This window comes from Blautia sp. OF03-13 (assembly GCF_003460685.1).
Taxonomy (GTDB): Bacteria; Bacillota; Clostridia; order Lachnospirales; family Lachnospiraceae; genus Fusicatenibacter; species Fusicatenibacter saccharivorans.
In genome coordinates, this window is sequence record NZ_QTVR01000001.1 from 1 (window position 1) to 14,844 (window position 14,844).

Genomic DNA, 14,844 nt, shown 5'->3' on the forward strand with positions numbered 1-14,844 from the left:
TCAAAAGTATATAAAAGAGCAAGCAGAAGAATCGAGACGAGAAGATTCGAGTAGTACCGCTTTATAGCGGGCCAGCAAAAGTGCTTGCGATACCGCCCTTTGGGGCGAGTAGTAACAATAGCCCTTTGGAGGGCTAATAATAAACCACCAGTTGAACTGGTGGTTGCTAACTAGAAAAAAAGAAAGAACATGAACGTGTAAAGGTGAGGGAATGTATCTGAAATAATTTAAGCTGGAAAACACAATTGTATTTTGATAGGACCTGTTTGAAACAGGTTATTTTGTGTACGCTTAAATTAGATACTCAGACGATTCGTTATGTTCCGACACCAGTGCCATGCACGCTGTGTCTGTTTAGGATGCGGGTCTGTTTTGCGTACGCAAAGCGGGCTCGCTTTTTAAATACTCTAGGCAGAATTTTTTATACGTGAGAAAAAGAAAAACAGGCAGAAGGGAGTTTTTATGGCACAGATCAATGTCAGTAATCTAACTTTTGGGTATGAAGGAAGTTATGATACAATCTTTGAAAATGTATCGTTTTCAATCGACACCAGCTGGAAGCTTGGTTTTGTGGGAAGAAACGGAAAGGGAAAGACAACGTTTCTTCAGTTACTCCTGGGAAAATACGAATACCAGGGAGCGATCACCCGCTCGGTTGTCTTCGATTATTTTCCGTATCCGGTGAAACAAAAAGATCTGGAACGGACAGCAGCGGAGCTGATGGAAGACTGGAAAGCGGGAGTAGAGAGCTGGAGAGTTCTTTGTGAATTGGAAAAACTGGATATGGACGCAGAACTTTTGTACAGACCATTTGGTACGTTAAGCTTTGGGGAGCGGACCAGGGTTATGCTTGCAGTCCTTTTTTCCGGTGAAAATGATTTTCTGCTGATCGATGAACCCACCAACCATTTGGATCAGGACGCCAGAGAGATTATCAAAAAATATCTGGCGTCAAAAAAAGGATTTATTCTGGTATCCCACGACAGGGATCTGCTGGATGCCTGCATCGATCATGTGCTGGTTTTAAACCGGGCCTCGATCGAAGTACAGAGCGGCAATTTTTCCAGCTGGTGGGAAAACAAGGAAAAAGCAGATCATTTTGCCAGAATGGAACATGAAAAACGTGTAAAAGAAATTGGAAAACTAAAGGCAGCCGCCGACTGTTCTTCGCGCTGGGCAGAAAAAAATGAAAATACCAAGATTGGATATGATCCAGCCAAAGAACATGACAGATCGATATCGACACGATCGTATATCGGAGCAAAGACGAAGAAAATGCAGTCGCGCGTCAAAGCGTACGAGGAGAGAATGGACCGGGAGATCGAGAAAAAGGAAGGGCTGTTAAAAGATATCGAAACGGTAAAAGATTTAAAGATTATGCCGCTTTCCCATTACAAAGAACGGCTGATCGAATGCAGGGATTTTTCCTTAAAATACCGGGATGGAAAAGAGAATGTGATCACCGGATTGAATTTTGAACTGAAACAAGGAGACCGTGTTTTTCTGAAAGGAAAAAATGGCTGTGGAAAATCCAGCCTGATCAAGTATATTCTGACGCAGAACCTGCAAAATTCTTCCAATGGCGGAATCGAAAAGCGGAAAATTACGATGTCCGGATGCGAAAATCTTTCCGGCGAAAATATAATGGCAACGGGTACCTGTTCGATTGCCTCAAATCTCGTTATTTCCTATATCAACCAGGATACCTCGCATCTGTCCGGAACGCTGAAAGAATTTGCCAAAAAGCAGGAAATTGATGAGCCAATGCTCCTTTCCATGTTGCGCAGCCTGGATCTGGACAGAGAACAGTTTGTAAAAAACATGGAGGAATTTTCCGAGGGACAGAAGAAAAAAGTATTGATTGCTGCCAGCCTTTTAACACCTGCGCATCTCTATCTGTGGGATGAACCGCTGAATTATATTGATGTATTTTCACGGATGCAGATTGAGAAACTGATTGCGCAGTTCCAGCCAACGATGCTGATCGTGGAGCATGATGCAAGGTTTGCCAAAAAGCTGGCAACGAAAGTGGTAGAGCTTTGACCAGAAGAATAAACGGAAAGGTTATGACTGAAAAAAAAACGAGACTTCTTATGGAGGTCTCGTTTTGCTATGATTAAAAATAGTAAAAAAAGGAGGAATTCACATTATGACAAAAAGAAAAATAATGCTGATTACGGTTTGCTTTGCTATTTTTGCTATATCGCTTCTGCTATCCAGACAGTTTTTTAAAAGCGCTGGAAAAAGGAATATGGATGTTCCGGCAGCGGGATCTGAACAGATAGAGGATTCAAAGGATACAGAAGAAAAAAGAAACACAGAAGAAATGACAGAGCTGGAAGAAACAGAAAGAACAGCAGCATCAGAAGGGGCAGCAGAACCGGAAAAAGTATATAGTAACGGCTATTCCGGCGGAGGAGAAACGCTGGCGCTGATCCTGGGAAAAAAGCCGGAACTGTTTACTGCAGCGCTCATGTGCAGCTCCAAATGGGATGGAGCATATGAACCGGTGACAGAGGCAAAAACACCGGTCTATTTTGTGATTGGCGAAAGTGATGAATATTATGGATCAGAACCGTTTAAAGAAGCGTATCAGATTTTATATGAGCTGTATGCAGAGCAGGGTTTAGCAAAATCCGAAATAGACAATTTGCTGGTACTGGATATAAAAGAGAAAAATTACTTTGCAGGAACGAAAGTGACTTATCAGCACGGAGGCGGTTATCTGTTCTGTCGGGATGAAAAAATTATGGGATGGCTGTTTGGACATTAAGAGTCATGGAAAAATATATTGCAAAATTCCAAAGAAGTCTATAGTATGATAGTAGAGCGCGTTTGAAAAATCATTTCCGCATTCTGTGCGTTCCATTTTGCGGTATGTTTCACTCTTTTGCCGGCATGATGGCAGCAAAAAGATAAAATAAAAAAGGAGTCGACATGGAAAGAAAAAATCGTGGCATCTTAAAAAACAAGTTATTTTTGTATCTGACAGAATTTTTTCCGGAATGTCTGTGATGGCGGTAGAACTTGGTGCGAGCAGGCTGCTTGCCCCGTATTTTAGTTCTTCACAGATTGTATGGACGATCATCATCGGAACCATCATGATTGCTATGGCACTGGGAAATATCTATGGAGGCAGAACGGCGGACAAGTCGCCCAATCCGGACAAGCTCTATGGACGTATCATCGTAGCTGCTTTATGGATTGCGTTAATTCCCGTGGTCGGAAAATATATCATTGTTGGCATTTCTGCGGTTCTGATTTTTTCCGTAAATAACAATTTTCTGATCCTGGCTGCGTTTGTGGCCTGTATGGTAATTTTTGTGTTCCCGTTATTTTTACTGGGTACGGTAACTCCGTCGCTGGTCAAATATTCGGTGAGCAATCTGGATGATAACGGAAAAACGGTGGGAACACTGGGAGCATTCAATACGATCGGCAGCATTATTGGTACCTTTGTGCCGACGTTTGTTACGATCCCTGCGGTTGGAACATCGATCACTTTTCTGATCTTTGCGGGAATTTTACTTGCGTTATCCATCGTGTATTTTGTGATGGAAAAAGCAGGGAAAAAGAAAGTGATTGCATCGGTACTTATTTTCGCGTTCTGCTGTGGAACAGGTTATTCCGATTCCTTCGCATTCTGGGAAAACAACCTGACATATGAGGGAGAGTCTGTATACAACTATCTTCAGGTGTACGAAAATGATGAGAGAGTAGCATTGTCTACCAATGTTCTGTTTGGCGTACAGTCTGTCTATATGAAGCAGGATGAACTGACCGGAATGTACTATGATTATGCGATGGCGGCGCCGTTTATGCTCAAAGACAAGCCGACAGATCAGATGGATGTGCTGATCCTTGGCATGGGTACGGGAACCTACGCCACACAGTGTAAGAAATATTTTGGGAACATGAACATTGAGGGTGTAGAGATTGATGAAAAGATCACGGATCTCTCGCGGAAATATTTTTCACTTTCCGAGGATATTCCGGTGACTACTTACGATGGAAGAGCGTTTTTAAATGCATCGCAGAAAACGTATGATGTGATTATGGTCGATGCATATCAGGATATCACAATTCCATTCCAGATGTCCTCCAAAGAGTTCTTTGAACTGGTCAAATCACATCTGAAGGACGATGGCGTTATGGTGGTAAACATGAATATGCGTGGAATGAAGGAAGGAAACATCAATCAGTACCTTTCGGATACGATTGGAAGTGTCTTTGATACAGCGGTTACAGTGGATGTGGCAGGATCGTCCAACCGGGAACTCTTTGCGTCGGACAATCCGGACATCGTAAAGAATCTGACGAAACATACGGGGGAACTTACAAACGTAAACCTGAAAAATATGATGCAGGAAGTTACGTCAAATCTTACAGAATATCAGAAAGGAAATTATATCCTCACAGATGACCAGGCGCCGGTGGAGCTGCTTGGCATGCAGGTGATCGATGAGCTGATCAAGGATGAAGTCCAATACTATAAAGATATCTATAAAGAGCAGGGAATCAAAGGACTGATCGAGTCTCTCTGAGCTCTGGAAAAAACATAAATCATGGGAATGAGAAAGAGGAACAGATACACCATCACAGTTTTTTAAAAAAGTTGTACGAAATAACATGGTTATGTTAGCAAATGATATACAGAAAAAATGGTTATAAAGGAGAACTAAAAATATGAAGTTAAAATCTATTTTTGACCAGACAGATTTTGTACATGCAAGCGGTACAAAAGAAGAATTGCAGGTTGCAAACTATTTAAAGGAGCAGTGTGAAGCATTAGGAGTCCCGGCAAAACTGGAAGGTTTCCGCGTTGCGATGGGCGAAATCGAAGAGGCACATTTGTATGCAGACGGGATGGAAATTTCATGCAAAGCTCTCACATGCTGCGGAAGCGGAAGTGTCGAAGGCGAACTCTACTATATGCCGGGAACCGATCCGGTTTCCGTTGCCGGTGCAAAAGATAAAATTGTGCTGATGGATACGCAGGGAATCGGATTTTTTGCGTACCAGGATTTGATGAAAGCAGGCGCGAAAGCGATTCTGTTCCAATATGGAAACAGCTATTACCCACATACAGACATTGATCAGAGAGATCTTCGGGAAGCCGTTGTCGGAGAGGAAAAGAAAGTGCTCTGCGCTATGATTCACTCCGCACAGGCAGTAGAACTTGTGAAAAATAAAGTAAAACAGATCCGTTTGGAAATCCGGCAGAAGGAATACGATGGAGAATCCCATAATGTGATTGCAGAATTGCCGGGAAAAAGAGAAGAATGGATCGTTTTAAGCGCGCATTATGATACGACATCGCTTTCGCATGGTGCATATGACAACATGAGCGGATGCGCAGGGCTTCTTGGAATCATGGAGCAGATGAAAGGGAAAGAGCTGAATTATGGTCTTCGGTTTGTATTCTGCGGAAGCGAAGAAAGAGGACTTTTAGGATCGAAGGCGTATGTCAGAGATCATGAGAAAGAGTTGAGACAGATCGTACTGAACATCAATCTGGACATGATCGGAACGTATATGGGAAAATTTATTGCCTGCGTATCGGCAGAAGAAAAGCTTACCCATTACATCAGCTATATGGCTGCAGAAGTTGGCTTTCCAATCGCAGCAGAAAACGGCGTCTATTCCAGTGATTCCACACCATTTGCCGATCATGGGGTTCCGGCTGTTTCGTTTGCGCGTATTGCCAACGGAAATGTCGCCCCGATTCACTGCCGCTACGATGTCAAAGATGTGATGTCGATGGAGCAGCTGCAAAAAGATATTGATTTCCTGACAGTATTTACCGGAAGATTCGCAAACGCAGCGGTCTGCCCGGTGGCAAGAGAAATACCGGAAACGATTCGGAAACAACTGGATGAATATCTGTTTCGCAAGAGAAAAGAAGCCTGATATACTTCGATCACGGATATGAGCAGCGAGACGAATTGCAAATAGGAAAAAGAACGACAGTGGCAGGAGAGAGAAACCATGAAAAAAATAGAACTGGTAGAAATCAGGCAGGTAAACGATGCCCTTGCAGAAATGGTTGCGCTGTTTCGAGTAGAACTGCGTTCCTATAAAGGAATTGCATCAAAACCGAACGTGGAAGACGGACGGGAAGAAATGAAGGAATACCTTTTAGCAGGATTTCCAGTGTTTGCCGCTACGGTGCATGGCGAATACGCAGGTTATGTTGTCTGTCGTATTGAGAGCGAGGTGGTGTGGGTGGAATCCATCTTTGTCAGAGAAGAGTACCGCCGGCAGGGAGTCGCTGCCGCACTGCATGGCAAGGCAGAAGAAATTGCAGCTTCTTATGGAAACGATACGGTTTACAACTATGTCCATCCCAATAACCACAGGATGATTGAATTTTTGAGAAAGCGTGGTTACACCGTTCTGAATCTAATTGAGATCCGTAAACCGTATCAGGATGAAAAACTGACGCAGACGATTACGGTTGGGGAACATGAATTTGATTATTGAGGGAGTCATTTTCATCCCACAATTCCAGAAAAGCCCGAAGTTCAGACGGAAGGCGCCCCTTGCGCCAGGCAAGCAGGATTTCGGTTGTAAGGTCTGCATCTGTGATGGTGCAGGCCTTTAATTTATGGGTAAGATTCAGCATGGAGGCCGGCAGAAGAGCGATGCCAAGGCCTTTTTCTGCCATTGTCATTGCCGTGCGGGCGTCCTCGCAGGTGAGATAGATATCGCAGAACAGACCTGCCTGCTCGAAAGCGGAGAGCATGTATTTCCGGTAGCGGTTCGACAGAATCAGCGGCTGCTCGGCAAGTTCTGTAAGCGAAAGGGTTTCACGCCCGGCAAAAAGCGGGTGAGAAGGGAGTGCCATGGCGGTGATGCTCTCTTTTAAAAGGGTCTTCGTCTCGCAGCCATTTAAAACGATTGGCGTGCGGAGCGTGGTGAGATCCACCATGTGATTTTCGAGCTGGTCTTTTAAAGCAAAGGTAGAACCCTCGTGGACATCGAAATGGATGTGCGGGTATTTCCAGGAAAATCGCAGGAGATAGTCGGCGAGCAGTGAAACGGTGGATGGCGTCATGCCGATGTGGAGTGTCGCAGACTGACTGGATTTTACGACTTCGCGCCTGGTGAGATCCGCAAACATCAGAAGCGTTCCTGCCTGTTCATACAGTGTTTTTCCTGCCTCGGTCAGAGTGATTTTCTTTGTGCCGCGGATGAGAAGAGGCACCTGAAGCTCTTCCTCCAGCATTTTGATCTGATAACTTAACGGCGGCTGTGTCATATGCAGCACCCGTGCCGCCCCGCTGATGGTTCCCGCGTCCACGATGGCGCGGAAGTATTCGAGTTGTCGAAGTTCCATAAAAATCCTCCTGAAAAAACTATATAAAAATTATTCAATTTCAATATAAAAACAATAATTTACATATAGAATACGCCATGCTATACTGAAAAGCAAGTGAAAAAGAAGGGAATGAGGGAACAAATGAAACGAATTGATTTCGAACATGGAACCGTAACCGGAAACATCCTCGGGGCAGCGCTCCCGATGCTGGTTGCTCAGATTTTGAGTCTGCTGTACAATATTGTAGACCGCGTCTACATCGCGCGGATCCCGGAGGTAGGAACGGCGGCACTCGGTGCAGTCGGTCTGTGCTTTCCGCTGATCGTTATCATCACAGCATTCAGCAACTTGTTTGGAAGCGGCGGCGCTCCGCTGTTTTCGATTGAGCGTGGAAAGAATGATCAAAAAAAGGCGGAACGTATTATGAATACGTCGTATTCCATGGTATGTGTCTGTGCTGTCATACTGATGGTGATCGGCTTTTTGTTTGCCCGTCCACTGCTGTCACTGTTCGGTGCATCGGCAGATGCGATGGTATACGCGTATCCTTATATGATGATTTATCTGATCGGAACTTTGCCGTCGATGGTGGCAACCGGCATGAACCCGTTCATCAACGCGCAGGGCTACTCGACCGTTGGTATGCTTTCCGTCACGATCGGAGCGGTCGCAAATCTGCTGCTTGACCCGCTGTTTATCTTTGTGTTTGGCTTTGGTGTGCAGGGGGCTGCGATTGCAACTGTGATTTCCCAGACACTTTCCGCAGTGTTCGTTCTGTATTTCTTGACCCGGAAATCGGAACTGAAAGTGCGCTTTGTGCGGAAAGATGAAATTTCTGAGTGTGCAGGCTATGCGAAAAATATTGTCAGCCTCGGTACCGCGGGATTTATCATGCAGCTGACCAACAGCCTTGTCACGATCTGCTGCAACAACGTACTCTCCGTGACCGGCGGTGATATTTACATCTCTGTTATGACGATCGTATCGAGCGTGCGTCAGCTCGTCGAGACACCGATCTATGCAATGAATGAGGGAACTTCTCCGATTTTGAGCTATAATTACGGTGCACGCCGTCCGGCCCGCGTGCGCAAGGCGATGTGTGTCATGAGTGCGATGATCCTCGGCTATACCGCAGTGATGTGGAGCGTGATTGTTCTGGCGCCGCATGCGCTGATCGGTATTTTCAGTTCGGATGCGGTACTGACAGCAGATGCGGTTCCGGCTCTGAAGCAGTACTTTGCAGCATTCATTTTCATGGATCTGCAGTACATTGGACAGACCGTATTCAAATCTCTGAATAAAAAGAAACAGGCGATCTTTTTCTCTCTGCTCCGAAAAGTCTTCATTGTTGTACCGCTCACCTATCTGATGCCGTACGTACTCCACATGGGAACGGACGGTGTCTTCCTTGCCGAACCGGTATCAAACGTAATCGGCGGAAGTCTCTGCTTTATCACCATGCTGATTCTGGTTCTGCCGGAATTGAAGCGAATGGAGCAGCAGAAGTAATAGTTTTGAAAAGTTTTTGAAAAAAGTACAGGAAGATATTTACCGAAACCGTTTCGGCAGATATCTTTCTGTTTTTGTTGCGATACATACGATCAAAAGGGTTAGATTCCCCTTTTTCGCTGCGCTGCATTCGAAGAGAGCTGCCGGTGGCAGTTTCTGCAGGTGAAAAAATTATAAAGTATAGCTAAAAACTATTTTGTTGTATCGAAGATAAGTATTTGATCTTTCCGGAAATTCACGCTACACTGGAAACAGAAAAAACAAAAGAATAGGAGAGGGTTTTTATGGAAGAAAACAAAATGGGAACGATCCCGGTCAGCCGTCTGGTGATTTCCATGGCGCTGCCGCTGATGCTGTCACTTCTGATTAATTCGCTTTACAACTTCGTAGATTCCGTGTTCGTTGCGCGGGTTTCTGAGGATGCACTGACGGCAATTTCCCTGGCGGCTCCGATGCAGCTCATTGTATCATCGCTCGGTCTTGGAAATGCGGTCGGCCTGAACGCCGTCATTTCCCGGGCACTTGGAGAAAAGAATCAGAAAAAGGTAAAAGATGCAGCGAGCGCCGCGCTTTTTCTTGCATTCTGCTCGTGGATTTTAAACAGTATTTTATGTATCGCATTTGCCCGGATCTATTTTGAAAGTCAGTCCGGCGGCAATGAAGCCATCGCAGCGTATGGCATCCAATACTTAAGTATCTGTATGATCGCGTCTCTCGGCCAGATGGGACAGTGGGTCTTTGACCGGTTTGTCATGGCAAGCGGAAAAGCGCACCTTTTTATTTTTACACTTTCCGCCGCATCGCTGACAAATCTGATTCTCGATCCGATCTTTATTTTCGGCTGGTTCGGCCTTCCGCGGATGGAGACGGCCGGAGCTGCGCTGGCAACCGTCATCGGCCAGTTTGTGGGCTGTCTTGCCGGAATGATGATTAATAAAAAGTGGAACCCGGAAATCCCGTTTGCTTTTACGCTGAAACCGGACTGGGTGAGTGTGCGTGAGATCATAAAAGTCGGTTTTCCGTCCACGCTGGTACAGATTCTGACCTCGGTTGTCAACATGGCGATGAATGCGATTATTATTACCTTTTCTTCGACGGCAGTTGCTGCTTTTGGTGTGTGCACAAAGATTCAGAATATTACAACCGTCGGTGTTCACGGTATCACAAACGGTCTGATTCCGATTGTAGCGTACAATTACGGCGCAAAGCAAAAAGAAAGAATCCGTCAGTCGATCCGGTACGGCATTCTTTACGGCGGCGGACTGTTTCTTATCTTTTTTGCCGTGCTGGAATTCTGTCCTGGCGTTGTACTGAAACTTTTTGATGCCTCGGACAATCTGATGCGCATCGGAGTTCCGGCGCTCCGCATTCTGGCAGTGGCCTATCTGCTTTCGATTCCAGGCCTGATCTATCAGGCGGCGTTGCAGGGACTTTCCCTTGGAAAAGAAAGTATGTACATATCCATGACACGCCAGGCGATTCTGCCGCTGATGTTTGCATTTCTTCTCAAAGGATTTGGAAACCTGAATCTGATATGGGGCGCCTTTGTCCTGGCTGAGCTCTGCGGCATCCCGCTTGCAGCAGCTCTCTGGAAACGGAAAGGGGAAAAGCAGATTTAGTTTTAAGTATAGAAAAGAAAAACAAAAAGGCTGTTCTTTGCGAAAGGCAGCCTTTTTTGCATACCATAAGATAAGAATACACAGGGGCTTATGGATGAAAGAGCAGGAAAATCTGACAGGAAAAGGAATTACAGCCGCCGTGCTGGATACAGGGATTTTTCCCCATATGGATTTTGACGGCCGGATTGTAGCCTTCCGGGATCTTGTGTACGGGCGGGAGACGCCTTACGATGACAATGGACACGGAACGCATGTCTGTGGTATCCTTGGCGGAAGTGGAAGAGCGTCCGGCGGAAAATACCAGGGTGCGGCACCGGGATGCCGGTTTGTCGTAGTGAAGATTCTGGACCGAAGGGGAAATGGAAGAAAGCAGGATATCCTCGCGGCGATTGACTGGGTGTGCAAAGAGCGAATAAGACTTAATATCCGCATTTTAAATATTTCAGTGGGAACAACAGAGCAGGAAAAAACGGTGGATGATCTGCTAGTACAGGCGGTGGAGCGCGCCTGGGATGACGGGATCACTGTTGTGACAGCGGCCGGAAATCTGGGGCCCGCTCCGGGCAGTATTACGGCGCCGGGGAGCAGCAGAAAAGTGATCACCGTGGGAGCGGGCGATCTGCTGGAGCCAAGAAGAGGAATCTCCGGATGCGGCCCGACACGGGACTGCGTCTGCAAACCGGATCTTGTCGCGCCTGGAAAACGTCTCATTTCCTGCGCGCCTGGAAGAAGCAGGAAGGAATATGTGGTGAAGAGCGGCACCTCGATGGCGGCACCGCGGGTGTCCGGAGCCGTGGCTTTGGCACTTGAACGGGTTCCGGATCTTACAAATGTCCAGGCGAAAATGCTGCTTTGCGAATCGGCGAGAGACCTTGGCCTTCCGCGCAACCGTCAGGGGCATGGGATGCTTCAAACAGACCGTTTTCTGTCTCTTCTGTGAGACACTGTGCGGCAGCATAAAAAAAGAAAAATGAAGGAAAACACCTCTCATCCTGCAAAAATTGTGTGAATTTATGGGAAAATGCCAAAAAATCAGGCGAATTTTGACTTGACAAGCTATAGGATACTTTATACAATAAACGGGAATAGAAAAAGGAGGCCTACTATGGAAAAAATTCAGATGACCACTCCTCTGGTAGAGATGGATGGAGATGAGATGACCAGAATTCTCTGGAAAATGATCAAAGATGAGCTGCTTCTCCCGTTTATTGACCTGAAAACGGAATATTACGATCTGGGACTGGAACACAGAAACGAGACGAACGATCAGGTAACCGTAGATTCCGCAAACGCTACCAAGAAATACGGTGTAGCAGTCAAATGTGCCACCATTACGCCGAATGCAGCGCGTATGACCGAGTACAATCTGAAAGAAATGTGGAAGAGCCCGAACGGAACGATCCGTGCCATGCTCGACGGAACCGTTTTCCGTACCCCGATTGTCGTAAAAGGCATCGAGCCGTGCGTGCGCAACTGGAAAAAACCGATCACGATTGCCCGTCATGCATACGGAGATGTCTATAAAAATGCAGAAATGCGCATTCCGGGACCGGGAAAAGCAGAGCTGGTTTATACGGCTGAGGACGGCACCGAGACAAGAGAGCTGATCCACAACTTCACCGGCGCCGGTGTCATTCAGGGCATGCACAATCTGGATAACTCCATAGAAAGCTTTGCGAGAAGCTGTTTCGAGTACGCACTGTCCACGAAACAGGATCTGTGGTTTGCAAGCAAGGATACGATTTCCAAGAAGTATGATCACCGCTTCAAGGATATCTTCCAGGAGATCTTCGATGCAGAGTACAAAGAGAAATTTGCAGAAGCAGGCATTACCTACTTCTACACTCTGATCGACGACGCCGTTGCCCGCATCATGAAAGCAGAGGGCGGCTTTATCTGGGCCTGCAAGAACTACGACGGCGATGTCATGAGCGACATGGTATCCTCCGCCTTCGGTTCCCTTGCGATGATGACTTCTGTTCTCGTATCCCCGCACGGATATTACGAGTACGAGGCTGCGCACGGAACCGTACAGCGCCACTATTACCGTCACTTAAAAGGTGAGGAGACATCCACCAACTCCGTGGCCACCATTTTTGCATGGACCGGCGCACTCAGAAAACGCGGGGAAATGGATGGAAACGCAGAACTTTCCGCATTTGCAGACCGTCTGGAAAAAGCAACGATCGCAACGATCGAGAGCGGAAAAATGACAAAAGACCTTGCGCTGATCACCACCATGGAAAATCCGACCGTATTAAACAGCCGTGATTTCATCCTGGCCATCCGCGAGGAGCTGGAGAAATAATTAAACGAAGCAAAAAAGAAAGCCGATCCGGCATTCCCGCAAAAAGGGATGCGCCGGACCGGCTTTTTCTGTTTTGAATTTTCCGGGGAAAACCAGGCCTATTCGGCAAGCTCTTCCCATTTTTCATACAGCTCTTCGAGTTCCGCGGCAATCTCTGCTTTCTCTTTGCTTAATTTCACACACTCTGCCACATTCGTTGCGACTTCCGGTTTCGACATTTCCTCATCAATTTCCGAATCGCGTGTCTCAAGCTCTTCAATTCGTTTCTCCGTCTTTTTCAGCTCGTTTTCTTTCTTGCGGAGACGTGCCTGTTCTTCTTTCTGCGCTTTCCAGTCCAGCTTTGTGGAGGAGGCTTCGGAAGGAGCCGCTGTTTCTTCCGGAGCGGCGGCATCGGCAGCAGGAGCATAGATGCGGGTCAGCTCTTCTTTTTTCTCCAGATAGTAATCGTAATTTCCGATATAGTTGACGAGTGTTTGTCCCGTCAGCTCCAGAATCCGGGTTGCAGTCTGATTGATAAAGTAACGGTCGTGGGAAACGTACAGTACCGTTCCAGTGTAATCCTTCAGCGCGTTTTCCAGAATCTCCTTTGATACGATATCGAGGTGGTTGGTCGGCTCGTCGAGGATCAGGAAGTTGGCGTTCGAGAGCATCAGCTTGGCAAGAGAAATTCGTCCGCGCTCACCGCCGCTCAAGGTATGAATCGGTTGGAAGACATCGTCGTTTGTAAACAGGAAGGCGGCCAGCACATTTCGGATTTCGGTGTTTGTCAGATACGGATACGCGTCGGAAATCTCCTGGAAAATGGTCTTTTCCATGTGGAGCACCTGATGCTCCTGATCGTAGTAACCGATCTGTACACGGCTTCCAAGTGTAAAAGAGCCGGCATCCGGGCGGATGACTTCGTTTAAGATCTTTAAGATCGTCGTTTTTCCCGTTCCGTTGTTTCCGATGATTGCGACGCGCTCCCCGCGCTTGATTTCGAAATTCAGATCCTGGAAAAGCGTCTGTCCCGGGAAGGCTTTGGAGAGGTGCTCGACGGTCAGCACATCGTTTCCGCTTGTGATGCGCGGTTCCAGACGGATCCGCATATCGGAGCGTACTTCGGTCGGCTTTTCCAGCACATCCATTTTGTCCAGCATTTTTTCACGGCTCTCGGCGCGTTTGATGGATTTCTCGCGGTTGAAAGATTTCAGCTTTGCAATGACTTCTTCCTGATGGTGGATTTCCTGCTGCTGGTTGACCCAGGCATGGTAAGCGGCTTCACGGAGCATTGCTTTTTTTTGACTGTAGGCGGTATAGTTTCCCTCAAAAGTTGTTACTTTTTTATTGTCCACTTCAACGACTTTTGTGACAACGCGGTCGAGAAAGTAACGGTCATGGGAGACGATCAGGACGGCTCCGCTGTAATTTAAAAGATACGTTTCGAGCCAGGAGATCGAGTCCATATCGAGGTGGTTGGTCGGCTCGTCGAGCAGAATGATGTCCGGTTTGGTGAGCAGCAGTTTACCAAGTGCCACGCGGGTCTTCTGACCGCCGGAGAGGGAGTCCACCTGTTTTTCAAAATCGCTCTCGGAAAAGCCAAGACCTTTTAAAACACCGACGACTTCACTGCGGTACGCGTATCCGTTTTCCAGTTCAAAGGTATGGGAGAGGCGGGTGTAGGTGGAAAGAAGTTCATCCAGCTCTGCACCGGATTTTGTATTCATATCACTTTCCATCTGACGGAGGCGTTCCTCCATATCGATCAGATTCTGTTTCGCGGTCAGCACTTCCTGGTAAATGGAAAGGTGTCCGGTCAGATCCTGATGCTGGGCGAGATAGCCCATCGTCTTTCCTTTGGAGAGGATGACCTCTCCCTCATCGGCCCTCATTTCGCCGATGATGATTTTTAACAGCGTCGATTTTCCGGCACCGTTGATGCCGACCAGTGCGGTTTTTTCGCGTTCTTCTATATGAAAAGATGCATTTTTGATAATTTCCGTTGTCCCGAATGCTTTCGAGATATTCTGACATGCAAGAATCATGTGGTTCCTCCAGATAACATATTTCTGTATTTTGACATAATACACCATCCTTATTATAGAGAG

Annotated in this window: 12 protein-coding genes; 9 read left to right on the forward strand and 3 right to left on the reverse strand. The window is 46.7% G+C overall.

The window, feature by feature from the left end:
• The first annotated feature begins 462 nt into the window (after positions 1-462).
• Positions 463-2,043: an ATP-binding cassette domain-containing protein gene (locus tag DXA55_RS00005; protein WP_117812755.1), complete on the forward strand. Its 1,581-nt coding sequence runs from the start codon at positions 463-465 to the stop codon at positions 2,041-2,043.
• A 106-nt stretch (positions 2,044-2,149) separates the two neighbouring features.
• Positions 2,150-2,773: a prolyl oligopeptidase family serine peptidase gene (locus tag DXA55_RS17430; protein ID WP_117812756.1), complete on the forward strand. Its 624-nt coding sequence runs from the start codon at positions 2,150-2,152 to the stop codon at positions 2,771-2,773.
• A 38-nt stretch (positions 2,774-2,811) separates the two neighbouring features.
• Here DXA55_RS17430 and DXA55_RS19465 read toward each other — a convergent pair whose 3' ends face one another.
• Positions 2,812-2,886: a DUF6783 domain-containing protein gene (locus tag DXA55_RS19465; protein ID WP_373141018.1), complete on the reverse strand. Its 75-nt coding sequence runs from the start codon at positions 2,884-2,886 to the stop codon at positions 2,812-2,814.
• A 128-nt stretch (positions 2,887-3,014) separates the two neighbouring features.
• Here DXA55_RS19465 and DXA55_RS00015 point away from each other — a divergent pair, with 128 nt between their 5' ends.
• From DXA55_RS00015 to DXA55_RS00025, 3 genes are all read left to right on the forward strand, one after another.
• On the forward strand, positions 3,015-4,544 hold the full coding sequence (locus tag DXA55_RS00015) for a spermidine synthase (RefSeq protein ID WP_117812757.1): 1,530 nt from the start codon (positions 3,015-3,017) through the stop codon (positions 4,542-4,544).
• Between the two features lie 142 nt (positions 4,545-4,686).
• Positions 4,687-5,910: a M28 family metallopeptidase gene (locus DXA55_RS00020; protein WP_117812758.1), complete on the forward strand. Its 1,224-nt coding sequence runs from the start codon at positions 4,687-4,689 to the stop codon at positions 5,908-5,910.
• A 78-nt stretch (positions 5,911-5,988) separates the two neighbouring features.
• Positions 5,989-6,483: a GNAT family N-acetyltransferase gene (locus DXA55_RS00025; RefSeq protein WP_117812759.1), complete on the forward strand. Its 495-nt coding sequence runs from the start codon at positions 5,989-5,991 to the stop codon at positions 6,481-6,483.
• Here the strand turns inward: DXA55_RS00025 and DXA55_RS00030 are convergent.
• The gene (locus tag DXA55_RS00030; protein ID WP_117812760.1) at positions 6,452-7,339 is read right to left on the reverse strand and encodes a LysR family transcriptional regulator; all 888 of its coding nucleotides are present in this window, start codon (positions 7,337-7,339) and stop codon (positions 6,452-6,454) included. The genes DXA55_RS00025 and DXA55_RS00030 overlap by 32 nt on opposite strands.
• 123 nt (positions 7,340-7,462) lie before the next feature.
• On the opposite strand from DXA55_RS00030, the gene DXA55_RS00035 reads away from it, so the two are divergent.
• From DXA55_RS00035 to DXA55_RS00050, 4 genes are all read left to right on the forward strand, one after another.
• Positions 7,463-8,830: an MATE family efflux transporter gene (locus DXA55_RS00035; protein WP_055227883.1), complete on the forward strand. Its 1,368-nt coding sequence runs from the start codon at positions 7,463-7,465 to the stop codon at positions 8,828-8,830.
• A 284-nt stretch (positions 8,831-9,114) separates the two neighbouring features.
• Positions 9,115-10,449, forward strand: coding sequence for an MATE family efflux transporter (locus DXA55_RS00040; RefSeq protein WP_117812761.1), 1,335 nt, complete (start codon positions 9,115-9,117; stop codon positions 10,447-10,449).
• 94 nt (positions 10,450-10,543) lie between these two features.
• Positions 10,544-11,389 (forward strand): S8 family peptidase, encoded by an 846-nt coding sequence (locus DXA55_RS00045; RefSeq protein ID WP_055227885.1) that lies wholly within the window; start codon positions 10,544-10,546, stop codon positions 11,387-11,389.
• A gap of 165 nt (positions 11,390-11,554) precedes the next feature.
• Complete coding sequence (locus tag DXA55_RS00050; protein ID WP_055217983.1) at positions 11,555-12,757, forward strand: NADP-dependent isocitrate dehydrogenase; 1,203 nt, start codon at positions 11,555-11,557, stop codon at positions 12,755-12,757.
• A 98-nt stretch (positions 12,758-12,855) separates the two neighbouring features.
• Here the strand turns inward: DXA55_RS00050 and DXA55_RS00055 are convergent, their stop codons facing one another.
• Complete coding sequence (locus DXA55_RS00055) at positions 12,856-14,781, reverse strand: ABC-F family ATP-binding cassette domain-containing protein (RefSeq protein WP_117812762.1); 1,926 nt, start codon at positions 14,779-14,781, stop codon at positions 12,856-12,858.
• Positions 14,782-14,844 lie beyond the last annotated feature (63 nt).

Bases quoted from the DNA above. Each gene is read 5' to 3' on its own strand.
- DXA55_RS00015 (WP_117812757.1), top strand. From the start codon at position 3,015: ATGGCGGTAGAACTTGGTGCGAGCAGGCTGCTTGCCCCGTATTTTAGT.
- DXA55_RS00040 (WP_117812761.1), top strand. From the start codon at position 9,115: ATGGAAGAAAACAAAATGGGAACGATCCCGGTCAGCCGTCTGGTGATT.
- DXA55_RS00020 (WP_117812758.1), top strand. From the start codon at position 4,687: ATGAAGTTAAAATCTATTTTTGACCAGACAGATTTTGTACATGCAAGC.
- DXA55_RS17430 (WP_117812756.1), top strand. From the start codon at position 2,150: ATGACAAAAAGAAAAATAATGCTGATTACGGTTTGCTTTGCTATTTTT.
- DXA55_RS00035 (WP_055227883.1), top strand. From the start codon at position 7,463: ATGAAACGAATTGATTTCGAACATGGAACCGTAACCGGAAACATCCTC.
- DXA55_RS00050 (WP_055217983.1), top strand. From the start codon at position 11,555: ATGGAAAAAATTCAGATGACCACTCCTCTGGTAGAGATGGATGGAGAT.
- DXA55_RS00045 (WP_055227885.1), top strand. From the start codon at position 10,544: ATGAAAGAGCAGGAAAATCTGACAGGAAAAGGAATTACAGCCGCCGTG.
- DXA55_RS00025 (WP_117812759.1), top strand. From the start codon at position 5,989: ATGAAAAAAATAGAACTGGTAGAAATCAGGCAGGTAAACGATGCCCTT.
- DXA55_RS00005 (WP_117812755.1), top strand. From the start codon at position 463: ATGGCACAGATCAATGTCAGTAATCTAACTTTTGGGTATGAAGGAAGT.
- DXA55_RS00055 (WP_117812762.1), bottom strand. From the start codon at position 14,781: ATGATTCTTGCATGTCAGAATATCTCGAAAGCATTCGGGACAACGGAA.
- DXA55_RS00030 (WP_117812760.1), bottom strand. From the start codon at position 7,339: ATGGAACTTCGACAACTCGAATACTTCCGCGCCATCGTGGACGCGGGA.